We start from the raw sequence: 23914 nt of genomic DNA, 5'->3' as shown, positions 1-23914 counted from the left end.
TGGCGCTAGTGATGATTCTCGGTTGGTATGAACCATTGGACCGTCGAGAGGTGATGTGGCCGTGATTCTCCCGTGAGTGGCATCACAGAGCGTGGTCCGTGCTTCACACAATGCCCTTGAAACCTGCGGCGCTCATGACAGAAGGTGCGGACCGCCTCTGTTGTTTTTTGCATCGCCTGGGTGGGGTCGTCGCGTATGCGTGTTCAAGGTCCACTGTCCTGGCTGGGTCGAAGAGGCCTGGTCAGGACGGAATCACAACGACGGCGCCGGCGGCATGCCCGCATGGCGACCGTCCTCCTGCTGTCCATGACGCTGACCGTCACCTGCCTGGGCGGCAGCGCGTTCGCGGTGCCCGGTCCCGGCATGAGCCGGTCGGTCGAGCTGCCCGAACTGCCGGAGAACACCTCGGTCGACGGTGACGAGGAGGCCGACAAGAGCCTCACCACCGCGCCCGAGGTCCCGGTCGACCCGTACACGCCGACCGCCGTCACGCCGTGGACGGAGGACAGCGGCGTCGCGACGCTGACGAAGGACACCGCGCCCGGCTCCACCGTCCCGGTCGACGACCTGCCGATCGCGGTCGGCGTGCCCGAAGGCACCGACCCGGCCGCTCTCGCGGGCGACTGGAAGGTCGACCTGGCGCCGCCGGCCACGTCCCAGGACGCCGGCGTCTCCGGAATGATCATGCGGGTCACCCCGCCCGCCTCCGCCGATCCGGCCGCCCAGGTCGCGCTCGCCGTCGACACCACGGCCTTCGCCGACCTCTACGGGCCCCAGGCCGCCGACCGCTTCGGACTGATGCTGCTGCCCGACTGCGTCCTGGACGCCCCCGACACCGGCGACTGCGCCGCCGAGGGCACCACGACCATGTCCGGCAAGGCCGAGGAGAAGCCCGAGCGGCTGAGCAGCTCGGTCGAGGTGGTCCCGGCCGCCGAGGCGCCGACCCGTACCGCCGCCGCCAAGAAGTCGCCGACCCGCAAGGTCCTCTCGGGCTCGGTGCCGGTCGCCGAACTGCTGTCCGGTGACGCGGGCGCGTCCGCCTCCGGTGCTTCCGCCCGTAAGGCGTCCACCGCCACCTCCGTCCTCCCGGCCGTCGACGCCTCCGGCCCCCAGGTGGTCGGCGCCCTCGACACCGGCTCCTCCGCCTCCGGCGACTACACCGCCACCCCGCTGCTCTCCTCGGGTGCCTGGTCGGCGGGTTCGTCCTCCGGCGCCTTCACTTACGGCTACCAGGCGCAGGTCCCGGAGTCCGCGGGCGGTCTGACGCCGAAGGTCAACCTCAGTTACTCCTCCCAGTCGGTGGACGGCCGCACCTCAGCGGCCAACAACCAGGCTTCCTGGATCGGCGACGGCTGGGACTACAACCCGGGTTCGATCACCCGTACGTACGCGTCGTGCCGTGAGGACTCCAAGAAGTCCGGCTCGAACAACGCCACCCACCGCACCGCGGACCTGTGCTGGGGCTCGAACAACGCCACCCTCTCCCTCGGCGGCACGACCACCGAGCTGGTGTGGGACGACGGCAAGTGGACCACCGCCAACGGCGACGGCGCCAAGATCGAGCAGATCAAGGACGACAGCACCGGCAACGGCGCCAAGGACGGCGAGTACTGGCGCGTCACCACCCGGGACGGCGTCAGGTACCACTTCGGCAAGCACAAGCTCCCGGGCTGGTCGTCCGGCCAGCCGGTCACCGACTCGGTGCTGACCGTGCCGGTGTACGGCAACCACTCCGGCGAGGACTGCTACAAGGCGGGTGACTGGGCCGGCTCCTGGTGCACCCAGGCATGGCGCTGGAACCTCGACTACGTCGAGGACGTCCACGGCAACGCGATGTCCCTGTGGTGGAACAAGGAAGAGAACTACTACGCCCGCAACTTCAACTTCAAGGCCCCCGTCCGCTACGACCGCGGCGGCTGGCTCGGCCACATCGACTACGGCCAACGCAACGTCAAGGGCAGTGTCTTCACCTCCCCGGCCACGGCACGCGTCGGCTTCACGGTCGCCGAGCGCTGCCTCGCCGAGGGCGCGCTGACCTGCTCGGACGACAACTTCGCCGACAAGGACCCGGGCAAGTACCGCATCTGGTACGACACCCCGGCCGACCTGCGCTGCCAGGCGGGCAAGAAGTGCTGGAACGCCGGACCGTCGTTCTGGACCCGCAAGCGGCTGACCACCATCACCACCTCGTCCCAGCGCCTCACCACCACCGACGCCCGCCAGGTGGTCGACAAGTACACCCTGCGGCAGAGCTTCCCGGTCCTGAAGACCGGTGCCAACACGGCCCTGTGGCTGGAGTCGATCCAACGCACGGGCTACGCCCGGAAGGGCTCGACCGACGACAGCATCCCCCTGAACCCGGTGCGCTTCGAGTCCAACGCCGAGGACATGCCGAACCGCGTGAAGAACGACGCGCGTCCCGGCTTCTCCCGGCTGCGGATCGCGCGCGTCATCAACGAGTACGGCGGCGAGACCGTCGTCACGTACAAGCGGCCCGAAGGGGCGTGCGCCTCGGGCACCGGTCTGCCCGGCAAGAAGGACACCGCGGCGCTGAAGGCCAACGACCGGCTGTGCTACCCGTCGTACTGGAACCCCGACCCCGAGGTCGAGGACATCGACTGGTTCCACAAGTACGTGGTGGACACCATTGAGGAACTGCCCAACGTCGACGGCGCGTTCGCGACGCAGACGGCGTACGGCTACAAGAACGCGGGCTGGAAGCTGGCCGAGGCCGAGTTCACCAAGAAGTCCACCCGCACGTACTCCCAGTTCGCGGGCTTCGAGCAGACCACCGTCATCACGGGCGCGGACGAGACGTCGATCGGCAGCAAGAAATCCAAGTCCGTCACCCGCTACTTCCGCGGCATGGGTGACACGGTCCCGGTCAACGACATCACCGGCGCCGAGATCGCCAAGGACCGGGAGCCCTTCGCCGGCCGAATCGCCGAGGAACTGTCGTATGCCAGCGCCTCCGACGCGGACACCGACTGGCTCTCGCGCAGTGTCACCGTCCCCGAAGCCACCGAACTGGCCAAGCGCGACCGCGACGACGGCCTGAGCCCGCTGCGTGCCTGGCGGGTCACCGAGCCCGAGGAGGTCGCGTACACACGTTCCTCCGGCACCGGCGACGACACCCGCACCGAGCGGGTCGTCAGGAGCAAGACGGCCTACGAGACGACGTACGGACTGCCCACCCAGGTCGAGTCCCTCGGCGACACCGGCAAGAGCGGCGACGAGTCCTGCACCAGGCTGGAGTACCTCCACCAGGACGCCAGGAACCTCATCGGCCTCACCAAACAGGTCCTGGTCTCCCCGACCACCTGCGCCGCCGCCGACTTCGCCGACCTGTCCACGCTGAGCGGCGCGACGCGCACCGCCTACGACAGCCAGGGCTACGGCACCGCCCTCGCCGCCGGCGCCCTCGGCGAGGCCACCCAGACGTGGTCCCTGAACGGCGAGGGCACCGGCTTCCAGACCGACGGCCGCAGCGAGTTCGACGAGGTCGGTCGCGTCATCAAGCAGTACGACCCGGACGGCAACCTCGGCACGATCACCTACGACCCGCCCACCGGGCAGGTCTTCACGGTCACAGAGACCAACGCGGCGGGGCACTCCCAGATTCAGGAACTGGAGCCGGGCCGCTCGACGACACTCCGGACCACGGACGCCAACGGCCAGGTCAGCGAGGCGAAGTACGACCCGCTGGGCCGCATGTCCGAGGCGTGGGGAGCGGGGCGTACCCCGTCCTCCTCGCCCGTCCCGGACTTCCGCGCGACCTACACCATCCCGCTCTACGACGAGAACAACCCCGACCGCAAGCCCCCGTACGTCACCACCTACGCCCGCGGTCACGAGGACCGGATCGAGACGTCTGTCACCCTCTACGACGGTCTCGGCCGCGAGCGGCAGACACAGGAGGAGGCCGACGGCGGCGGTCATCTGATCACCGACACCCTCTACAACTCCTCGGGTGAGGTCTGGCAGACCAACAACGCCTACCTCACCCACGAGGCGAAGCTCGGTGAGCTGTTCACCCCGCTCGCCGACACCGCCGTACCCAACATCACGCGCTACACGTACGACGGCCTCGGCCGGGTCCTGGCCGAGACCCCGGTCCTCAAGGTCCCGGACCCGCTGACCGGCGAGGCCACCTCACAGCCGGTCCAGGAGCGGGCCACCCGCTACGAGTACGGCCAGGACTGGTCGAAGGTCGTCAATCCGGCCGGCACCTCCGACTACCGCGTCTACACCGACGCCCTCGGCCGCACCTCCCGCGTCGACACCTTCAACCCGCAGGCCCCGGACGGCTTCACCTCGACGCGGTACGCGTACGACAAGCACGGCCGCATGGAAAGGGCGACCAGTTCGGCCCAGCCCCAGCACCCGTGGAGCTGGACGTACGACCACCGCGGACGCCAGCTCACCGCGACCGACCCGGACACGGGCACCACGAGGACCACGTACGACGCCCGTGACCGCGTCCGGACCACCAAGAACGCCCGGAACGTCACCGTCTGGAACAACTACGACCTGCTGTCCCGGCCCACCGAGCAGCGTCTCGACGGCTCGGACGGAAAGCTGCTGGCCGCCTTCGCCTACGACAGCGCGCCCGGCGGCAAGGGCATGCCGTACACCGCGACCCGCTACACGGACGGCGAGGCGTACACCCAGAAGGTCGACGGCTACACCAAGGACTACCAGCCGACCTCGACCACCCTCACCCTCCCGGACTCGCTGAAGACCGACTGGGGCCTGGACACGTCGTACACCTACGGCTACTCCTACACCGACACCGGCATGCTCCAGGAAGCGACGCTGCCGAAGGCCGGCCGCTTCGACTCCGAGAAGCTCGTCGTCCGCTACAACGAGGACGGCAAGCCGCTCTCCATCTCCGGCAAGGACTGGTACGGGTCCGAGACGATTTACGACGCGTACGGCCAGGTCCTGCGCTCCACTCTCGGCGCGCAGCCGTACCGGGTGTGGACGCAGGCGACGTACGACGAGTCCGGCGGTGAACTGACCGAGCAGTCGGTCTACCGCGAGCAGACCGGCGACCAGAGCGTCGTCACCGGCAACCTCGTCTCCAAGCGGGCGTACACCTACGACCCGTCCGGCAATGTCACCTCGATCCGCGAGCACTCCACCGGCATCGCCGAGCGCCAGTGCTTCTCCTACGACCCGCTCGGCCAGCTCACGACGGCCTGGACGGCCAAGGAGCAGACCGCCTGCACCGCCCCGAAGAACAGCGACGGATCGCTGAACGTGGCGGCGGGCAAGGACAACTCCGGCTACTGGCAGGAGTACGAGTACGACCTGGTCGGCAACCGCAAGAAGCTGACCGAGAAGGACCTGACCGGCGCGACGGCGAAGGACGCGGTCACCTCGTACGCGTACGGCAAGGAGGGCGGCACCCAGCCGCACACCCTGACCAAGGTCTCGAAGACCTACACCACCCCGGCGGGCGCCCAGGTCAAGGCCGAGGCGGAGCGCCTGTACGAGCTCACGGGCGAGACCAAGTCCATCACCTCGTCCGAGAACGGCGACAAGCAGGAACTGTCCTGGACCTACGACGGTCAGGTCGAGCGCATCACCGGCCAGGGCACGGGCGGCAAGACCCCGTACGTCGGCCTGGCGGACAAGTGCCTGGACCTGAAGGGCGGCCTGCCGGTCGCCGCGCAGGTCATCCACCTCTACGCCTGCAACGCGACCCCGGGCCAGACCTGGCGGTTCACTCCCACTCCGGGGACCGCCCAGAACGACCCGGACCGGGGCACGCTCGGTGTCTATGACGACTGGTGCCTCCAGCCGGCCGGTAACACGGCCGGGTCGCCGGCGCAGCTCCAGAAGTGCGACGGCAGTGCGGCGCAGGAGCTGAAGCGGACGGCGTCCGGCCAGCTCACCCATGTCACGTCGGGTCTGTGCCTGGTGGTCAAGGACGCCGGCTCGGCGAACTCGACCCCTGTCGTCCTGGCCGCCTGCGCCACCGGCAAGGCCGAACAGCAGTGGCTGCCGCAGAACGACACCCGGTACATCTACGGCCCCGACGGCTCCCGACTGCTCACCATCAAGGGCAAGCAGGCCACGCTCTCCCTCGGCGACACCGAGGTCACCACCGCGCGGGGCGGCGCGCTGATCAGTACGCAACGCACGTACTCCGCACCCGGTGGCGCAGTCATGCGTTACGGATACGGGCAGGGCAACGACGAGCAACTGGTGGCGCTCGCGGGTGACCATCAGGGCAGCACCTACGCCGAAGTCGCACTGAACAGCACAAACTCGGTCCGCATCCGCAAGCAGGATCCGTTCGGCAACCAGCGCGGCACGAGCGCGGTCGGCGTCAACTTCCAGTCACACACAGGTTTCCTGGGCGCCACACGCGACGACTCCTCAGGCTTCCAGCCTCTGGGAGCACGGCTCTACGACCCGTTGGTGGGCCGCTTCTTGTCGGCGGATCCGGTTCTGGACTTGAACGATGTCCTTCAGTCCAATGGTTATGCCTACGCGCACAACAACCCTGTCACGATGTCCGATCCGACGGGTCTGGCGATTTCCCTGACGGCGTCGGAGCGTGCGGCGGCCCTGGCCGGTGCGGGTCTTTCGGCGGCCCAGGTCTCCCAGGCCCAGGCGATGAGCGGTAAGTCCCTCACCTCGGTGATCCTCGCGGTGGCGTGGGAGACCCTGAAGGACTTCATCGGTATCAACGACGCGTTGTCCTGCTTCGGCGGGGACATGTGGTCGTGCGGCAGCCTGATCGTCGGGGCGATTCCCTGGAGCAAGCTGGGCAAGATTCCTTCGGTGCTGAGGGCGGTCGACCGCACCATCAGTGCCATTCAGTCCTTCCGTGTGGCCAAGAAGGCGGCGGAGCTGGTTCTGAAGTCGGCGAAGGCGGCGGAGGCGGCGGCGCTTCGGGCCAAGAAGGCGGCGATCGAGAAGGCGAAGAGGGAAGCCGCTCAGAGGGCGAAGAAGAAGGCGGCGGAACAGGCGAAGAGGATCGCTGACCGGGCCGCGGCGCAGGCCAAGAAGACCGGTAACGCGGTCCAGAAACAGGCCCAGGCGAAGGCTGCTCCGAAGGTTTCCCTGCAGAAGGCGTCCGGTGGAGGCGGGGGCGCCTCCAAGGCCGGTGGTGCCAAGCCGGGCGGTACTTCGGGCGGTACGGCCCGCACCAGTGGGGGCGGTTCCAGCGGGAGCGGCGGTTCGGGCAAGGCGGGCGGGGGTGGTTCCTGCGAGGCGCCCGACAACAGTTTCGTGGCGGGCACGAAGGTCCTGATGGCCGATGGCACCACGAAGCCGATCGACCAGGTCAAGCCGGGCGACAAGGTCGTCGCGACCGACCCGGGAACGGGCGAGACCCGCGTTGAGACGGTCACCGCGGAGATCAAGGGCCAGGGTCTGAAGCACCTGGTCAAGGTCGTCATCGACACCGACGGCGAGAAGGGCACCGCAACAGCCGGGGTAACGGCGACGGACGGCCACCCCTTCTGGGTCCCCGAACTCGCCGAATGGATCGACGCCACCGACCTCCGCCCAGGCCAGTGGCTCCGCACCGGCGCCGGCACCCTCGTCCAGATCACAGCGGTCGAACACTGGACGGCCCCGGACGAAACGGTCCACAACCTCACCGTCAGTGACCTCCACACGTACTATGTGCTGGCGGGTAAAACTCCGGTGCTTGTGCACAATTGCAGTCCAAGCACTGTTCAGAGCAGGATGTACGTTGCGGGACGCCCTGGCACGGACGCCACCCCGCAGGCCCCCCTCCCCGAGAGTGCAGTGGTGACTAGGGGAGGAAATCTGCAAGACGGCAATTACCATTACGTCGTGATGCCGGGTGGTTCAGTGAGAACGTTTCACGAGAGCGTCTTCGATGAGGGCATATGGGCGGGGCATACAAGCCTCTCTGGAGGTAGGCCTGTGACCATGGCCGGCACGTTTGACGTATCAAACGGATCCATCACAGAATTCGGTAACTTCTCCGGCCACTATAGGCCGAATGGATCTGGGATGGAGTCGGTGGCGCGAGATGCTCTGAACAGAAATGGCTTTAACGTGGGTGGAGCGAGGTGGGATCCCTTCAACTTCGGTTGAGTTCTCACAAGTCCACCCCCCGCCCGTCCAAGTGGACGGGCGGGGGGTGGACTTGTGGGTTAGTTATGATCTTCCGACTTCAGGTTGCGGGCAACGTCGATCAATCGCCGAAATCGTCCATCCGATAGCGAGCTCGCAATCGAAACTAGCTCGCCGATCTCGGTCGAATTGCGGTAGGGCCTGGGGGTGCTGGCGGTTGGCGTTGACGCAAGGCCAGCAATTACGAGCAAATCGGCTTCGGAGATCTGCAATACTGGCGCGATATCTTTCATTATTTCCGGTGACGGTGGAACGCTCCCATGGAGCAATTGCAGAACGGTCGATTCAGCCCGTGCCGATGCGCGGCTAACAGCCCGGGGTGATAGTCCGCGGTTGTCCATGAGGCCCTGCAAGATATCGGCAAACCGTTGTGTCATCCTTGTACCTTACTAAGTCAACCAAGTTTGGCGCCAGCGTTCAAACCTGAAGGCGGCCCCGCCGGAGTCTTTATTCCGGCGGGGCTTCCGGGGTGTCTGACGGCAACGGTGACGGCAACGTCAGCGGACAGCTGCTGCGGCAGGCGGGTCGTCCCGTCGGCCGCTCGTCGGACTGAGGGCGTTACCCAGAGTGTCGATGGCCTGGCGCTGGAGACGGAGTCTCACGTGGGCGTAGACGCCTGCGGTGACCCCGATGTGGGCGTGGCCGAGGAGTTCTTTGATCACGACGAGTTCGACGCCTTGCTCCAGGAGCAGGGTGGCCGTCGAGTGGCGCAGGTCATGGAAGCGGATGCGGCGGAGGGTGGCTCGGTTGAGGAGCTGGCCGAAGCGGCGGGTCATGTTGGCCGGGTCGAGCGGTCCGCCGGCCGGCGTGGTGAAGACGAGCCCGCTGTCCTTCCAGCCCACCCCGGCTACCTTGCGTTCTACCTCCTGACGTTGCCGGTGGCTCTTCAGCGAGTGGACACACTCGGTGGGAAGGGCGATGTGGCGTTCGGACGCGCGGGTCTTGGTGGGCAGGGGGGTCAGACCGCTGCTCCGGGTGCGTTGGAGTGAGCTGCGGATGCTGGCCGTACCACCGTCGAGGTCGAGGTCTTCCCAGTGGAGGCCGAGGAGTTCACCTTTACGGAGTCCGGTGCGCAGGGCGAGTTCGTACAGCTCGTGGAGCCGGTCGGCGCGAGCCGCGTCGAGGAACTGGCGAGCCTCTGTCGCCGTGAGGGGCCGGAAGCGCCTGGGCCGGGGTGCGGTGGTCTTGACGTTCCGGGCGACGTTGCGGGGCAGCTCGTCTTCGCGGACGGCATGTTCGAGGGCGGACTTGAGCACCGAATGCACGTAGGTCACGGTCAAGGCGGACAGCCGTTTCTGGCAGCACTCGCCGACCGCGCAGCACCTCTTCCGCTCGGCGTCGAGTCCCTGGGTGCAGCACTGGCAGGTGGTGCGGAGCCGATCGAGGAAGGTGCGTACGTCCTTGGCGGTGAGTCGCGCGACTTTCTTGGTGCCGAGGCCGGGGATGAGGTGGAGGCGGACGCAGGCGGCGTATCGGGTGTGGGTGTTCTCGCGGAGCCGGTGAACGGCGACACTGCTGAGCCAGTAGGTCAGGTAGTCACCGAGCGTGCTGTCAGCAGTGGCGACCGGCAGCCCGCGGTTGCTGTCGGCGATCTTCTCGGCGAGCTTGTCGGCCGCGTTCTTGCGGGTGGTGCCGTAGACGCGGACGCGTTTGCGGGTGCCGTTGGCGGCGAGGACGTAGCCGGCGGCTTCCCAGCGGCCGTCCTTGCGCTGGTAGACGGTCCCGTCGCCGTTCGCGCGAGCACGGGAGCGGCGAGGCGGAGCGGAGCGGGGTGCGGTCATCAGGCGGCTTCCTGTTCCAGGCGGGTGCGGATGAAGTCGGTGAGGGCGTGGGTGGGGATGCGGCGGGCGCGGCCGAGGGTGATGGAGGCGAGCTGCCGGGTGCGGAGCAGGTCGTAGACGGCGGAGCGGCCGAGTTGGAGGCGGGCCATGACCTGGGGCACCGTGAGCAGATCCAGCGCCGGGGACACCTCCGTGCGGAGGACGGCGAGCGGGGGCGAGGTCATCAGCAGCCCCCTTCGGCCGCGAACTGCCGTTCCAGTTCCTTGCGATGCCAGACACCGGCGGCGAGGAGTGCCGCGCCGGGGCTGTAGCCCGAGCCGAGGTAGTCCCAGCGGCCGACGACGAGCGTGGTCGTCGGGTCGGGTTCGGGCAGGCCGGCGTGGGCGTGGGCCTGTTCGGTGCGCCAGGTGCGGCGGGCGTCGCGCAGCGCGCCGAGGGTGGTGGAGTAGCGGCGGGACTTGGTGGAGAAATGGCCCCGGAAGCCGAGCATGTGCGCCCACTTCCAGAGCTTGAGGCCGGTGAATTCCGGCAGCCTGCCCAGCTCCCAGCAGGTGCGGATCATCTGCCGTACGTGGCGGGGGACGGCGAGGCGGGGCAGGGGCCGGGCCTGTCCGGTGCCGTCGCAGGCGGTGCAGGGGAGCGGGGTTCCGTGGGGCAGGAGAGTGGCACCGCGTCCCTGGCACGGGCGGCAGAACAGGGCGTGGTCGAGGGTGCCGGAGGCGTCGGCGGACTTGGTGGCGTACTTGGCCACGTAGGCGGCCACGGCTTGGTCGGTGAGTTCGGCGTCGGTACCGAAGGCGGCGATCTCGCGCACGTCGAGCTGTGTGCCCCAGGTGAGTTCGCGCTCCCCGATCGCGTCCGACGCGACGGCCACTCGGACCCGGAGGGCTGCGGCCCGGATGGCGTCCGTGAGCACGGCGACGGTCGCAGACGGGGGTGGGGGCGTGGTGCTTCCCTCGGGGCCGTCGAGCCGGATGACGGCGTGGAAGTGGACCAGGCCGCGCTTTTGGTACTCGGCGACCTTGGCGAAGGAGATCCGCAGCACGGCGCGGGCGGCCTTCTGGGTGAGGCCGAGCCGGGCGGCGAGTTCGCGGCGCAGGTAGGTGGTGAAGCGGGCCCACAGGGCTCCGGCGTGGGCGTTGAACAGGACCGCACCCGCGTAGTCGTACGTCGCAGGGTTCAGCGGCGTGCCCAGCAGGGCGTCCGTGGGTTCGTGGAGCTGGTGGCAGCGGCAGGGCCTGGTGTCGCCGCCGGGGGTGGTGGGGCGGTTGTGGACGTGGCCGAAGGAGGGTGCGGTGAGGGTGGCGAAGACGCGGGGGTGGGTGCGGACGGTGTCTGGCACGGTCTTGCCGCCGGAGAGGCCGGCGCGGATGAGGTGGTAGGTGTCGGCGGCGTAGCGGCGTGAGCAGGCCGGGCAGCGGGAGGCGCGGCGGTTGCCGCACGCGGTGAGCAGACTGCCCGTGGGCTCCTCGGAGGAGGTGTAGGAGCGCAGTACCTCACCCGTCTTGCTGTCGACGGTGGTGGTGTGGCCGGTGAGGCGGACGGGTTCGGTGCAGCCGCCGAGGTGTTCGATCTGCTGCTGTGCGCGGTCGAAGTCGGGGTGGTTGACGAGGTGGAGCAGGTCCCGTACGGCGGGGCTTGCCACGTGGCGCAGGCCCAGGGTGACCATTCGGGGCGTGTCCCTTCTGTTCGGGTGGGTGGCCCCGAGTAGCCACCAGGCAGGCTGAGAAGCGTGTTGGTGCTACTCGGGGCATGACGAACCAGGCCCGGGGGCGGGCGTGGCTTCAGCGAGGGGGATGTGGCCGGTGAGGCCGGGGCTCAGAGCTGAGCGAGTGCGGCGGTGGCCACCGGCAGGGCGACGCCCATGCGTGTGCCCAGGTGGGCGGCGGTGATGGGCTGGCCGTGCTCGGCGCGGTGGGTGTCCGCGATACGCCGGGCCGCGCCCAGCAGGGCGGCCGGAAGGGCAGGGCCGGAAGCAGGTCGGCCCGTCGTGGTGACGGCGACCGGCGGAGCGGCGGCCGGAGCGGACTCCAGCTCCTCGATCGGGGAGGCGACGATGTCCGGGGCGGGCGTCGGGGGTGCCGATTCGGGTGATGGCGCGACGTCGGGCCCCGAATCGGTGGCAAGAGTGGCGGCGGGGGCCTCCAGGTGCTGATTGGGGCGGGTGTGGGTGTGGAACTGGGCGAGGAAGGCGGGGCCGACGTGGCCCCAGCCGAGGAGCAGGAGCGGAGCGACGGTGTCCAGGCAGGCCCGTCCGTAGCGTCCGGCCAGCAGCGGTTCAGCGGTGTTCAGCGCGAGGGTGAGCAGGCCGCACAGGTGCAGCAGCCGGGTGCCGGCCCTCAGTTCAGCCTTGGGGACGCCGCGCAGGGCGAGGAACCGCAGCGCGACCAGGAGCCCGACGACTGACAGGTCCACCATGGGAGCGATCAGCGGCGCGATCGGGCGGGGAACGCCGAGCCGCAGGGCGAGCGCCCAGACATTACCGAAGGAGAAGACGAAGGCCAGAGCCGCGATGACCGCCATGACCACGGTCACGGTGCGCCGGGTGAACCGTTCCTCCGCCATGTCCTCAACCTCCTTTCCGGTGTGCGCTTTCGGGGCTACTTGGTGAGCAACGGCAGGGGTGCCGTAGTCCGGCCGGTCGAGGCGAGGAGGGCGTCCAGGCACAGGTCCGGGTCGGCGGTCAGGTGCGAGGTGGCTACGGCCACGCGGGCCGCGTCGGCGTCGGAGACGTAGGGGGTGCGGATGCGGGTGTAGCCGGGTCGGCCCTGCATCGCCATCACCGCGACGCCGACGTAGACGGGGTCCTGCAAGGTGACCGGGCTGGCATCAGGCCAGTTGCGGATGTCGTCACCGAGTGCGGCCACCGCGGCTTCCACGGTCTTCTGCGCGAAGGACAGCCCGATGGGGCACACGTCGCGGATGAAGGTGGGGATGGCGTCGCCGGTGGTCTTCTGGCTGATCAGGATCACCAGGATGCCGACGCTGCGGCCCTTCTTGACCAGGTCCTCCACCAGCCGGGCGTTCTCCGCCGTCAACGCGGCCAGCCGTTTGGTGGTGGCGTCGCTGCCCTTGTACTCGCGGAAGTATGTGTGCGCCTCATCGATGATCAGGACCGTGAGCGGCCACTGCGGTGAGGGGCCGACGTGCCACATGTTCTTCACGCCCAGCACGTCCCGGATGGTCGCCGAGCGCCGCTTGCGCAGCTCCACCAGGCGCTTGAACAGCGCGTTGGCTTCATCGAGGTCGTCTCCGCAGAACGCGAACATCCGCTTGACCAGGTCGGCGTAGTCGCCCTCCGAGGCCCGCGACACCTTGCCGTCCGCAGTCGCGATCTGCACGGACGGAGACGGCGCGAAGTCACAGGCGAACTTGTTGACCCCGGAGGTCTTGCCCGCACCGGGGACGCCGGCCACCGTCACCCCGGGCACGTTGGCCAAGGACACGCACACCTTCGCGGCGTACTCGTCGATGCCCAGCTCCCAGCGCGTCAGGTCCACGGGCGGGAGGCCGGTGGGCCGGTGCGTCGTCGGCGTGGTCAGCGGGTCGGAGCGCACGCCCCGGATCACCACCCGCCCGGGGCCGTCCGGCAGCACGGAGACCCGCGTGCACCGCCAGGCGTCGGCGAGGAACCGCGCCGACTTCTGCTACTCCTCCACGCCGACCGCCGGCAGCGTTTTGGCTCGCACGATCACCCCGAACCGGTCCGGCTTCACCTTGATCTTCGGCGTCAGGACTCGGGGCGCGGGGGCGGGGCCGTCCTTCTGCGCGGCGATCTGCGCGAGCAGTCCCGGGGTCTTGTCGGTGACCGTCAGCCCGGCCATCCGCGCGAGCCGTACCCAGCCCCACCGCACCCGCACGGCCTGCCACATGCTGACCCGCGTGCCCCGGTCGGCCCGCACGTAGCGCACCACCGTCACCAGCAGCCACACACCGACCAGGACGGCCACGGCCAGCAGCGCGTCCGGCGCGCATTCCGGCACGGAATTTCCGAAGCGGATCACTGGGACGCCTCCACCGTCACCAGCTCCAGACGGGCGGCCCGGTAGGCGACGCCGTCGGAGAGCTGACCGTTGAAGATCCGCGCCCACGGGGTCGCGAACAGCTCGACGGGCCGCACCATCGCGCCCGGCTTGAGCCCGGCGGCCAGGCCGGTTTCCGGGACGGTGATCTTCAGGACCTCGGCCCGGCCGTCCTCCATGAGCATCACGGTCACCGTGTACAGCGACGCCCCGGTCTCCCGGTCGGTGGCGACCTCCCCGGTCTGCTGGTCCTTGATCTTCAGCGTCGGGTCGGTGCCCGCGATGCACACCGCCGACGCAAGCAGAGCAACACGAATTCGAGTCATGGCCATGCCATCACACCCCTTGTTCGATGGAGTCGCTTGATCGACTCGCCCTGACCGTAGCGCTACGGCGATACAGGCGCAACGCTCGATTGGGTGGGACGGTCGATCAGGTCGGCCACGCGGGCATGCGTCGTAGGCGCTACGGCCGCTACGGTTGGCTCATGACACTGCCTTTGGACGAGGACCCGCGGCCCCCCTATCTCCAGGCTGCCGAAGTGCTGCGGGCCGCCATCCTCAGCGGCGAACTCCAGCCCGGCGAGCGCCTGCCGTCGGCACGTGACCTGCAAGAGCGGTTCGGCGTCGCCAGTTCCACGGTTCAGAACGCCCTGCGCGTCCTGCGGCAGGAGGGGCTGGTCTACTCCGTGCTCGGCCGGGGCAGTTACGTCAGCCTGCCTCTCGACGAGAAGGACATCGAGGGGCGAGAGGCCGATGGGGAGGCAGAAGAGGATGGCCCCTTCCCGCCCGGGTGGCGCTCGGCCCGAGCTGAGGACAACCGTCCTCCTTTCGCCCGAACAGCGGACACCCTGCGCGAAGAGATCGAAGAAGGGGTCTTCCCTCCGGGCAGTCAACTTCCCTCGGCGCGTGAGCTGCAAGAGCGGTTCGGCATCGCCAACTCCACCGCGCAGAACGCCCTCCGCCTCCTGAAGAGCGAGGGGCTGATCTACGCAGTCAAGGGACGTGGCGTCTTCGTCCGCACCGCCCCCACGCCGGGCAAGCACTACAGCTCCAAAGTCGTTCAGCACCTCCAGCGCGAGGAGCTCGAACGCCAGGCCCGGAGTACGGCCGGCGAGTTCTCACACCTTTCCGACGCCGAGCTCAAGGCGCTCGCCAGCCAACTCCACGACGAGCTCAACCGAACCCGCGACGCCTACAAGGCGGCGGTCGAGAAGGGGCGGAAAATCACCAGAGAACTGGCCCGCCGAGGCCAACTCGCGCCACCGCTCCACGACGACCCCGCAGCAGCCCGCAAGGAACTCGAAGACAAGCTCTCCCAGGCGAAGAAGCGCCGCTGACAAGCGTCCACATCCCATCAGGCGGCCCTGTCCAGCCGTCGCAGTGGGTGAGCTGTTCAGAGTTTCTTTACTTGATCAAGGCGGCCCGCTGACGCGGCCCGCGCGCGCTCCGGCCCTGCGGGGCCGCCGCCCGCTCCTGTCTCCGCCCCGCGGGCGACGACCCCGCCGGTCCGGGCGCGCAACAGCCAGGACAGCGAACCACCTGGGGCGCTGCCCCAGACCCCGGCCTTCCCTCTGAGGGGCAGGGGGCCGACTTACGGGTGCGGCTTCGTCGTGGTGTGAGGTCGGGGCGCGAGAGGGGTCCCTCGCCGCCCGGTCACCGGAGGCGTACCAGGAACCCCCGGGGGCCGCCAAGGCCGAGCGCCCGCGTCACGAAGTGAGCCTTGGCGGCCCCCGGGGAACCCTGGCACGGCGAAGCTGCCCGACCGACGAGGGACCCCCACCCGCTCAGGCCCCGATTCTGCCGGTGCTCCGGAGCTCGCCACGTGGTCGGGCACTCATGAGGGTTGGTGTCTGCCGGATCGCCCCCGGCTGATGTGCCGGCTGGGCGTACCGTGGAGTGGGAGGTGGTGACTTGATGACTACGGAGCTGGCCGACAACGTCCGCAAGTACCGGCGTCGCGCGGGGATGAGCCAGGAGGAACTGGCCCATGCCGCAGGCGTATCGCCGGGCACGGTACGCAAGGCCGAGCAGGGCGGCACCATCCGCATGGAGACCTTGCATGCGCTCGCCCGCGCGCTGGGGGTGACCACGGCCGCGTTGATGGCGTCCGATGCCCCGGAGCCCGTCGGGCGGAGCGAGGAACCGAACCGCGTCAATCTGATCCAGCTCCGCGCCGTCCTCACCCCGGCCGTCGCACTTGTGGACCAAGGCGCCGAAGCCGTGGGTGAAGAACCGAACCTGCGCACCTTCCGGCGGACGCTGCAAGACGCACGGGTGCTGTACTTCTCCGACAGCTACAAGAGCGTGGCGGCCCAACTGCCGGGCCTGCTGCGTGATGCCGCACAGGCCGTCGCCTACTACGACAGCGGGGACGAGCACCGGCAGGCCCTGCTGGCCCGCGCAGAGGCGCTGCGTCTGGCCGGCACCTACCTCACCCAGGTACGGCAGTACGACATCGCGTATGCCGCTGTGCGCGGCGCCATCATGGACGCCCGTCAGGCCGGAGACATGCTTGCGGCGGGCTCCGGTGTCGGCTGCATGTGCTGGCTGCTGGTGCGCCAGGGCCGGTTGGACGAGGCGGAACAGGTCGCAGCCCGGAGCATGGACGCGGTGGAGCCGAAGATCACCGGGGCCGAGCCGGACCACTACGCGGTGTGGGGCGGCCTGGCGATGGAGGCCGCCGCCGCAGCCGCGAGGAACAACCGTCCTGACGAGGCGAAGGAGTACCGTCAGGCCGCCCGGGTCGCGGCAACCGCGGTCGGGACGGCGCATCGCAACGTCTCCCGGCACTGGTCCGTCTTCGGGCCGGTCACCGTCGCGGTCAAGGCACTCGAAGACGACATGGTCGTCGGCGACGCCCGCGCGGTGGTGCGCAAGGCAGGCGAGCAGGAGGAGTTGTCGCCCAAGGCGTGGAAGCGCCTGGGCAGGCCCAGCACCAACGACGGGAACCGCTTCACCCTCGATGTGGCGCGTGCCCACACCCGGACCGGCGACCTGTCCGCCGCCATGGACGAGTTGACCCGCGCCAGGGAAGCCGCCCCGCAGTGGCTGCGGCACCAGAACGGTGCCGCCGAGACCATGCAGGAGATCCTGGGTAAGCGCAAGCGCACCCTCACGACAGAGATGCGCGAAATGGCCGACTACCTGGGCGTTGTCGGGTAGCTGCCACGCAGCGTGGCAGTTCGTGAACCAAGAGTCGCGAACTGCCATGGCTACAGCCTGGGGTGACGATCAGTCAGTGCCTACGGTCACTGTGTCCACCATCAGTGACCCAGGCCGGGGGTACCCAGTGAGCCAGCCCAGGAGCGAAGCCGACCGCATATGTGGCAGAGAGCTGTACGAGGCCGCGTCGGGTGCGGGAGGACCCCGCTTACTGCCGTGGACCAGCCCGGAGGGGAAGCCCTGCTACCTGAGCACCGACGGCCGGGGCTACCTCTCCGCCCTCGCCGACAGCATCGAGACGGTACAGCTCAGCATGGGCCAGGAAGTGTTGGAGTACGCCCGCGACGCCACGGCGCCCGGCGCGAAAACCCTGTCGGCGACCGAATACCGCTGGCTGGCCCGCCGGTTGACAGAAGCCCTGACGGACGCGCTCAGGGTCGCGGACTCGCGCGGACAGCGCATCCCGGATCAGGAAGAGGCGACCGAGGATGCCTGACTCTCCGAACGCCGGCGCACCAGTACGCGATGCCCCTCGGGGGCGCTACCGCTTCCGCGAGTACCACGTGACCACCGTCCCCGACCCTCTGGCGCTGCCAAAGTTCGAGGCGGTCTGCGTCACCGGCGAAGAGCACAACTGCGGCGCCACGTCAGGCACGCTGCACACCCCGGACGAGCTGACCCGCTGGATCGCCGAGCACTGCGCCCAGAGCGGCCACGAACTGTACGAACAGACCGTCCGCGCCGTCGTCCGGGCCGAGCCCAGTGCGTGGCAGTAGAGTCCCCCTGCGCCGACAGCACGCCAGCAGCAACGCGACCGCGCGGCCCGAGCCCTTGACGGCAGTAGCGACGGCAACACCCACGGATTTCCCCGCACAACCACGGACACCAGCGGAACCCGAAACACGCGCTGACCTGCAAAGAAGCAGGTAGAGCAGGGTCGCGTAGCACACGTACTATGTGCTGGCGGGGGCCACGCCCGTCCTGGTTCACAACTGCAACACAGAAGGGCCAGTTGATCATGTCGCCCTTGGTATGCGAGCTCACGATCTGAAGGGATTCGCAGAGATCGTTGAAGCTCGTCACCTCCTCGGAGCAACGGATGCAACTTGGCGCGATGAGGTTCTGGGCGCAACTGCTAGGACGGGGAGGGGTGAAGGGCGAATATCCTTCATGCTCGACGGTCTCCCCGGCGCGAGTCAGGGACCGGCAAAGGCTCTGAAACTCGCACAGGAGACGGCCCCCGCGCAGCGTTTGCATACTCAGTGGGAGTTGATGCAGGTTGATGCAGCCGGCCTCATGGGGAAAGTGGACTTCTATCGATGGAATCGACGTGCTGAAAACTGGACTGGGGTCAAGTTCAAGTGACATACCAACTGGTAGATGGTCATCTCCCTCTGGAGCTGCGGGGAATCTTCAAACCGTGGGCTATTGAGGTAGGCCACAGCAAGATCCTGCTTCGCGGATTCTTGGATGGCGAGGAAGGGGGCGTCCCTAGGATTTTCGATGTCCTATTCCAGGATGTTTCCCGGATCTCGCTGGCCGATCAGTATTCAGGCCTCAGCGTGTCGGATGCGGGCCCAGATGTTTTGCGAACTGAAGAGCGGAGGGCCCGGCGTAGATGGCGAGAGAGTAAACTTTTTCGAGTCTCCGAGGATAATCCGCTTGATTATATCGTTGCGGGATATATCTTCTGGGCTGAAGTTTTTATCCTCGCCACAGAGCCAAGCCCCCTGATGCAGGAATCTCCTAGTTCTGACGCAATCAAGGGCGGCAAGGTCTTCCGGGTGCGGGCGGATCAGTAGCCATAGTGAATTTGAAGCCCCGTCAGGTGTGTCCTGGCGGGGCTTCAGCGTGGGGTGACGGCAGTAGTTGACGGCAACGTCAGCGGACGAGACCGGTGCAGGGCGGCGGTTCGTTGCTGTCGGAGCTGACTGTCTCAGCGCTCTCCGGCTGCCGAGCCAGTGCCAAGGGTGTCGATGGCGTTGTGCTGGAGGCGGAGTCGGACGTGGGCGTAGACGCCGATGTGGGCGTGGCCGAGGAGTTCTTTGATGACGACGAGGTCGACGCCTTGTTCCAGGAGGAGGGTGGCGGTCGAGTGGCGGAGGTCGTGGAAGCGGATGCGGCGGAGGCTGGCCTTGCGGAGGAGCGTGAGGAAGGTGCGGGTGAGGTTGGTGGGGTCGATCGGGCGGTGTTCGGGGCCCTCCGCTGGGTGCGGTGGTGTCAGCACCGGCCATGAGCTGTACGAGCAGACCACCCGCGCCACACTCCGTGCCGAACTTGGCGCATGGCAGTAAGGTCCTCGTGCGTCGCAGCCGCTCCAGCACCAGCACCAGCACCAGCACGACATAATTCCCGTACCCCTGACGGCAGTAGCGACGGCAACACCCGCGGATTCCCCCCGTACGACCACGGACACCAGCGGAACCCGAAACCGGCGCTGATCTGCGAATACGCAGATAGAGAGGGGTCGCGTAACACACGTACTATGTGCTGGCCGGGGCCACGCCGGTCCTCGTTCACAATTGCAAGACCACCGTGGGTCGATGGATGTCGGAAGATGAGTATCAAGCGATGAGCGACACGGGAAAGGTGCAAGCGGGAAGTGGCGGCACTTCCACGTACGTAGCGCATCCCGCTAACTCTGATGCCTACCGGAAGCAGGCTGCGCCAGGGTCGATCTACGCGGAGTTCGATGTGCCGTGTTCCTGTCTGAAGCCTGCTGGTGAACCCGGGTGGGCTCAGATACCCGGACCGCAGCATCCGATTTACGCGAAACTCAATGCCAAGCGTGGCCTTCCGCCGCCGGAAATGCCTTCATTCGAGAACCTCAGGATTGTAGACAGAAAATGAATGAAGCTCTGCCTGACCTGCTCAGGGTGAGAATCCATGAGTCTCGTCCGCGGCTTGAAGGAGCAGGAATTACGCTTGAGGTGTTCGATTCCGCAGAGCATTCGGAGAAGCAGTCCTTCGGGGTTTATGTGGAGAAAGAGGGGAGGGGATTCTACCTGACAGTCTGGAATTCAGGCGAGGTTCAGGTGTCGACTATCGACTATGAGGTCGACCTTTCTCCCTGCGAGAAGTACTTGTCCGACGTGCATCCCGACCAGTTGAGGGCAGAGTTCGAGAAGCTGGTTGATTGGGCCTCTGGGAGCAGCGGTCAGAGCTGAATCAGTTCGGGTTCGATCACAGCCGAGCACGTGATGGCATACGTGAAGCCCCGCCGGGATCGTTGGTTCTAGTGGTCCACACCCGCCGGTGATCACCACCGCGCCCCGCCGACCAGGCCCCCTGGCCCGGCCCCCGCGCCCAACTTCGAGGCGCTCCCGTTCCTCTGTGAGCCGATTACTTCGGCCTGCCTACGTCGCCCCGTGCTGTACCGCTTCCGCGCTCCCGCCGAAAGGCCGCTTTCCGCATGCCCGCACAGCTTCAACTCCCGTATCCCGCGACCGTTCCAGCCGCCTCGCGTCCGTCGTCGGCGTTCACGACGTCGACCTGCCCGACAGACGCCACCGCCACAGCCTCGACGGCGGCAGGGGGTCGGCGCCGGAGCGTCGCGCCCGGCTCACCGCCAGGCTGGCGAAGCTCGCCGCCACCGGCCGACTCGCACCCCTCGCACGACAGATCAACACGCTCGGTGGCTGCGCGCACCCGATCCGCCTGACCGGGCACCGTACGCGCCTGGACACCGTTACCGGTGCGATCCTCGACCACTTCGACACCCGCCAGCTCCCGGCGGGCGAACTGCTGGTCCGCTGCGGCAACCGCCGCGCCACCCGCTGCCCCGCTTGCTCCACCGTCTACCGCTACGACACCTACCAACTCATCGCCGCCGGACTGCGCGGCGGCAAGACCGTCCCGGCAAGCGTCGCCGCGCACCCGCGCGTGTTCGCCACCCTCACCGCACCCGGCTTCGGGCCCGTCCACAACCAGCCCGACACCGGCCGCTGCCACTGCGGCCACACCCACCCGGGCGACGACCCGATCCTCGGCACCACGATCGACCCCCGACCGGTACAACTACGCGGGCGCGGTGCTGTGGAACGCGCACGCCCCGGCCCTGTGGGCCCGCTTCACCACCCACCTGCGTCGGGAGATCGCCAAGGCTGCAGGGCTCACGCAGCGGGCCCTGCGGCACCACGCCACGCTCTCCTACGCCAAGGTCGCCGAGTACCAGAAACGGGGCCAGGTCCACTTCCACGCCGTCGTCCGCCTCGACGGACCCACCGGCCCCACCAGCACCCCGCCCGCCTGGGCCACCACCCAGCTCCTCGACCACGCCGTCCGCGCCGCCGCCAGACGCACCCGCGTCCACCACGAGGGCGAACCGCCGAAGCAACCGCAGCCCGCCGGACACGTCCCCGCCTCCCCGCCCCAAGACTCAGATCGGGCAGGGCGGTTGGTGTTCCGGTTCGGGCGGCAGATCGACGTCCGCGCGATCCGCAGCACGGACTTCACCGGCGACGGCCCCGTCACCGACCGGCACGTCGCCGCCTACATCGCCAAGTACGCCACCAAGGGAGCCGAGACCACCACCGGCACCCTCGACCGCCGACTCCGCTTCCTCGCCGAACTCGCCGGCCACGACATCACCGACCACGCCCGCCACATGATCCACACCGCCTGGCACCTCGCCACCAAACCTCAGCACGCCCACCGCCGCCTGCGCCAATGGGCCCACATGCTCGGCTTCCGAGGCCACTTCTCCACCCGCACCCGCCACTACTCCACCACCCTCACCCACCTCCGAGCCGAACGCACCGCCTGGCGCCTTGGTCGACCCGACACCCAGACCACAGCCCCGGCATCGGCTCAGACGCCGGCCGGTCAGACGGACGGCAGTCCGGTCGGTGACCGCGCCGAACACTCCGCTGACCTGGCCTCCGGTCACCGTCCCGGTCACGGCAACACCGCCGGTCAGCGCGTGGACTCGGACACCACGCTGGTCATCTCCCACTGGCAGTACGCCGGAACCGGCCTCCTGCCCGAACTCGAACACCTCGCCGACCTTCTGGCCACAACACGGCAGACCCGACCGGAGCAACCAACCCGAACCCGGCACTCGGAGCACCCAGGTGACCGCGCCGGTCACCCGGTCGGTCACCCCACTGATCCGCTGGCCAGCGCCGTCCGGGCGGGGGCCGTCGCGTGACCGCCCGGCATCGAACTCCTCACCGTCCCCCAGGTCATGGAACGCCTCCAACTCGGCCGCACCGCCGTCTACGACCTCATCCGCACCCGCCAACTCGCCTCCATCACCCTCGGCCGCGCCCGCCGCATCCCCGCACACGCCCTCACCAACTTCATCCACACCCGCCTCGACCAGGAAGCCGCATGACGACCACACCCCGCGACACCCCAGCCTCCCGCCGCACCCGAGCCAACGGCGACGGAACCGTCTACCAGCGCAAGGACCGCCGCTGGGAAGCCGCCGGATACGTCCTCGCCCCCGGCAACACCCGTCGCCGCGTCCGCGTCTACGGGAGCACACGCACCGAGGCGCTGGCCAAGCTCACCGAGAAGATCGCCGCCAGCAACCGCGGCGTCCCCGTCGTCAGCAACCAGGGCAGCCTTGCTGCCTACCTGACGTACTGGCTGGAGAACGTCGCCGTCCACCACCTCCGCGAGACCACCCACACCCGCTACACCACCGTCGTCGAGCAGTACCTCATACCGGGCCTCGGCCGGAAGAAGCTCGCGAAACTCACCGCCAAGGACGTCCGGACCTGGCTGAACGATCTGCGGACCGTCTGCCAGTGCTGCGCACGCGACACCGACGCCCGACGCGACCCCGACGCGCAAGCCAGCCGACGCCCGCGCTGCTGCGCCATCGGCCAGTGCTGCCGCAAGCGCCTCTCACCGCTGACGCTCGCCTACATCCACTCCGTACTCAAATCCGCCCTGGAACATGCCGTGCGCGAGGAGGAGATCCCCCGCAACGTTGCCCGCAACGTCCGCACCGGCACACCCCGCCCCCGCCGCTTCAACCCCCTCACCACCGACGAAGCCCGACGCTTCCTCGCCGCTGCCCACGGGCACCGGCTCGCCGCGCTGTTCGAACTCGCCCTGCGCACCGGACTGCGCAAGGGCGAACTCCTCGGCCTGCGCTGGGAAAACCTCGACCTCGACAGCGGCACGGCCAGCATCCGCCGCACCCTCCAACGCACCCACAGCCGTGGTCTGGCCACCCTGCCGACCAAGACCATCAGCTCCGAGCGGCGCATCGCGCTGCCAGTCTCCTGCGTCGCCTCGCTTCGCGCGCACCGCGCCCGGCAAGCGCAGGAGAAGGAGGAGGCGGCCTCGCGCTGACAGGGCAGCGGGCACGTCTTCACGCGACCGAACGGGCACCCGATCGAGCCCGCCACCCTCACCCGGCACTTCAACGCCCTGCTCCGCGAAGCCCGCCTGCGGCCGATCCGGTTTCACGACCTCCGCCACTCGACGGCGACCCTGCTCCTGGAACAGGGCGTCGAACTCGTCGTCATCAAGGAACTGCTGGGACATGCCCACATCGGCGTGACAGCAACGGTGTACGCACACGTCCGACTCCGCCTCCAACGCCAAGCCATCGACCTCCTCGGCTGCGCCCTCGGCGACCGGCCCGAAGGCGACGACGGCGACGAACCGCCGCCTTGTGCAGCCCCCGTCCGCTGACGTTGCCGTCAACTACTGCCGTCAGACGTGACAGCGCCCCGCCGGAGGAGACCCCGGCGGGGCGCCGCGCTATGCAATTAGAGGATGTCTCACGTGGCGAGCTTCGCGAGTCTTTTGTAGCAGGTGAGGGCTGCGGCGAGGCCGAGGAAGGCAAGGAAGTGGCTGCCCTTTC

General features: G+C 68.4%; 16 protein-coding genes and 2 pseudogenes. 10 read left to right on the top strand and 8 right to left on the bottom strand.

Annotated elements, in window-relative coordinates:
• The first annotated feature begins 282 nt into the window (after nucleotides 1-282).
• Nucleotides 283-8085: a ricin-type beta-trefoil lectin domain protein gene (locus ABZ707_RS28590; protein WP_360180358.1), complete on the top strand. Its 7803-nt coding sequence runs from the start codon at nucleotides 283-285 to the stop codon at nucleotides 8083-8085.
• Between the two features lie 536 nt (nucleotides 8086-8621).
• Here ABZ707_RS28590 and ABZ707_RS28585 read toward each other — a convergent pair.
• From ABZ707_RS28585 to ABZ707_RS28555, 7 genes are all read right to left on the bottom strand, one after another.
• Nucleotides 8622-9905, bottom strand: a complete 1284-nt coding sequence (locus tag ABZ707_RS28585; protein ID WP_360180356.1) for a tyrosine-type recombinase/integrase — start codon at nucleotides 9903-9905, stop codon at nucleotides 8622-8624.
• Nucleotides 9905-10129, bottom strand: coding sequence for a helix-turn-helix domain-containing protein (locus ABZ707_RS28580; protein ID WP_360180355.1), 225 nt, complete (start codon nucleotides 10127-10129; stop codon nucleotides 9905-9907). The genes ABZ707_RS28585 and ABZ707_RS28580 overlap by 1 nt, the downstream gene beginning before the upstream one ends.
• Entirely contained in the window at nucleotides 10129-11574 is a 1446-nt protein-coding gene (locus ABZ707_RS28575) for a replication initiator (protein ID WP_360180353.1), read from the bottom strand. Before ABZ707_RS28575 ends, ABZ707_RS28580 begins: the two co-directional genes overlap by 1 nt.
• 149 nt (nucleotides 11575-11723) lie before the next feature.
• Nucleotides 11724-12470, bottom strand: coding sequence for a DUF2637 domain-containing protein (locus ABZ707_RS28570; RefSeq protein ID WP_360180351.1), 747 nt, complete (start codon nucleotides 12468-12470; stop codon nucleotides 11724-11726).
• A 35-nt stretch (nucleotides 12471-12505) separates the two neighbouring features.
• Nucleotides 12506-13462, bottom strand: a complete 957-nt coding sequence (locus ABZ707_RS28565; RefSeq protein WP_360180349.1) for a hypothetical protein — start codon at nucleotides 13460-13462, stop codon at nucleotides 12506-12508.
• Between the two features lie 90 nt (nucleotides 13463-13552).
• The gene (locus ABZ707_RS28560; protein ID WP_360180347.1) at nucleotides 13553-13909 is read right to left on the bottom strand and encodes a hypothetical protein; all 357 of its coding nucleotides are present in this window, start codon (nucleotides 13907-13909) and stop codon (nucleotides 13553-13555) included.
• Nucleotides 13906-14259: a hypothetical protein gene (locus ABZ707_RS28555; RefSeq protein WP_360180345.1), complete on the bottom strand. Its 354-nt coding sequence runs from the start codon at nucleotides 14257-14259 to the stop codon at nucleotides 13906-13908. Before ABZ707_RS28555 ends, ABZ707_RS28560 begins: the two co-directional genes overlap by 4 nt.
• A 155-nt stretch (nucleotides 14260-14414) precedes the next feature.
• On the opposite strand from ABZ707_RS28555, the gene ABZ707_RS28550 reads away from it, so the two are divergent.
• The 5 genes from ABZ707_RS28550 to ABZ707_RS28530 all read left to right on the top strand — a co-directional run bounded on the left by ABZ707_RS28550 (nucleotide 14415) and on the right by ABZ707_RS28530 (nucleotide 18893).
• Entirely contained in the window at nucleotides 14415-15266 is an 852-nt protein-coding gene (locus ABZ707_RS28550; protein ID WP_360180343.1) for a GntR family transcriptional regulator, read from the top strand.
• A 577-nt stretch (nucleotides 15267-15843) separates the two neighbouring features.
• The gene (locus tag ABZ707_RS28545; protein WP_360180341.1) at nucleotides 15844-17091 is read left to right on the top strand and encodes a helix-turn-helix domain-containing protein; all 1248 of its coding nucleotides are present in this window, start codon (nucleotides 15844-15846) and stop codon (nucleotides 17089-17091) included.
• A 127-nt stretch (nucleotides 17092-17218) separates the two neighbouring features.
• Nucleotides 17219-17587: a hypothetical protein gene (locus ABZ707_RS28540; protein ID WP_360180339.1), complete on the top strand. Its 369-nt coding sequence runs from the start codon at nucleotides 17219-17221 to the stop codon at nucleotides 17585-17587.
• Complete coding sequence (locus tag ABZ707_RS28535; RefSeq protein ID WP_360180337.1) at nucleotides 17580-17867, top strand: hypothetical protein; 288 nt, start codon at nucleotides 17580-17582, stop codon at nucleotides 17865-17867. Before ABZ707_RS28540 ends, ABZ707_RS28535 begins: the two co-directional genes overlap by 8 nt.
• A 585-nt stretch (nucleotides 17868-18452) precedes the next feature.
• Nucleotides 18453-18893, top strand: a complete 441-nt coding sequence (locus ABZ707_RS28530; protein WP_360180335.1) for a hypothetical protein — start codon at nucleotides 18453-18455, stop codon at nucleotides 18891-18893.
• Between the two features lie 134 nt (nucleotides 18894-19027).
• On the opposite strand, the gene ABZ707_RS28525 is transcribed toward ABZ707_RS28530, so the two are convergent.
• On the bottom strand, nucleotides 19028-19354 hold the full coding sequence (locus tag ABZ707_RS28525) for a tyrosine-type recombinase/integrase (protein ID WP_360180333.1): 327 nt from the start codon (nucleotides 19352-19354) through the stop codon (nucleotides 19028-19030).
• A 583-nt stretch (nucleotides 19355-19937) separates the two neighbouring features.
• Between ABZ707_RS28525 and ABZ707_RS28520 the strand changes: the two genes are divergently transcribed.
• The 4 genes and pseudogenes from ABZ707_RS28520 (at nucleotide 19938) to ABZ707_RS28505 (ending at nucleotide 23742) form a co-directional block, all read left to right on the top strand.
• Nucleotides 19938-20258: a hypothetical protein gene (locus ABZ707_RS28520; protein WP_360180331.1), complete on the top strand. Its 321-nt coding sequence runs from the start codon at nucleotides 19938-19940 to the stop codon at nucleotides 20256-20258.
• Nucleotides 20259-20346: 88 nt separating this feature from the next.
• Nucleotides 20347-22240: pseudogene (locus ABZ707_RS28515) on the top strand (replication initiator).
• 9 nt (nucleotides 22241-22249) lie between these two features.
• A complete protein-coding gene (locus ABZ707_RS28510; protein WP_360180536.1) occupies nucleotides 22250-22426 on the top strand; it encodes a helix-turn-helix domain-containing protein in 177 nt (58 codons plus the stop codon).
• Nucleotides 22423-23742, top strand: a pseudogene (locus tag ABZ707_RS28505) (site-specific integrase). The gene ABZ707_RS28510 and the pseudogene ABZ707_RS28505 overlap by 4 nt, the downstream one beginning before the upstream one ends.
• Nucleotides 23743-23914 lie beyond the last annotated feature (172 nt).

Source organism: Streptomyces sp. NPDC006923, from assembly GCF_040635655.1.
Taxonomy (GTDB): domain Bacteria; phylum Actinomycetota; class Actinomycetes; order Streptomycetales; family Streptomycetaceae; genus Streptomyces.
This window is presented reverse-complemented; position numbering and strand designations above follow the sequence as displayed.

Excerpts from the sequence above, each read along its gene's own strand:
- ABZ707_RS28545 (WP_360180341.1), top strand. The coding sequence starts at position 15,844 with ATGACTACGGAGCTGGCCGACAACGTCCGCAAGTACCGGCGTCGCGCG.
- ABZ707_RS28570 (WP_360180351.1), bottom strand. The coding sequence starts at position 12,470 with ATGGCGGAGGAACGGTTCACCCGGCGCACCGTGACCGTGGTCATGGCG.
- ABZ707_RS28575 (WP_360180353.1), bottom strand. The coding sequence starts at position 11,574 with ATGGTCACCCTGGGCCTGCGCCACGTGGCAAGCCCCGCCGTACGGGAC.
- ABZ707_RS28590 (WP_360180358.1), top strand. The coding sequence starts at position 283 with ATGGCGACCGTCCTCCTGCTGTCCATGACGCTGACCGTCACCTGCCTG.
- ABZ707_RS28520 (WP_360180331.1), top strand. The coding sequence starts at position 19,938 with ATGAATGAAGCTCTGCCTGACCTGCTCAGGGTGAGAATCCATGAGTCT.
- ABZ707_RS28550 (WP_360180343.1), top strand. The coding sequence starts at position 14,415 with ATGACACTGCCTTTGGACGAGGACCCGCGGCCCCCCTATCTCCAGGCT.
- ABZ707_RS28555 (WP_360180345.1), bottom strand. The coding sequence starts at position 14,259 with ATGGCCATGACTCGAATTCGTGTTGCTCTGCTTGCGTCGGCGGTGTGC.
- ABZ707_RS28535 (WP_360180337.1), top strand. The coding sequence starts at position 17,580 with ATGCCTGACTCTCCGAACGCCGGCGCACCAGTACGCGATGCCCCTCGG.
- ABZ707_RS28585 (WP_360180356.1), bottom strand. The coding sequence starts at position 9,905 with ATGACCGCACCCCGCTCCGCTCCGCCTCGCCGCTCCCGTGCTCGCGCG.
- ABZ707_RS28580 (WP_360180355.1), bottom strand. The coding sequence starts at position 10,129 with ATGACCTCGCCCCCGCTCGCCGTCCTCCGCACGGAGGTGTCCCCGGCG.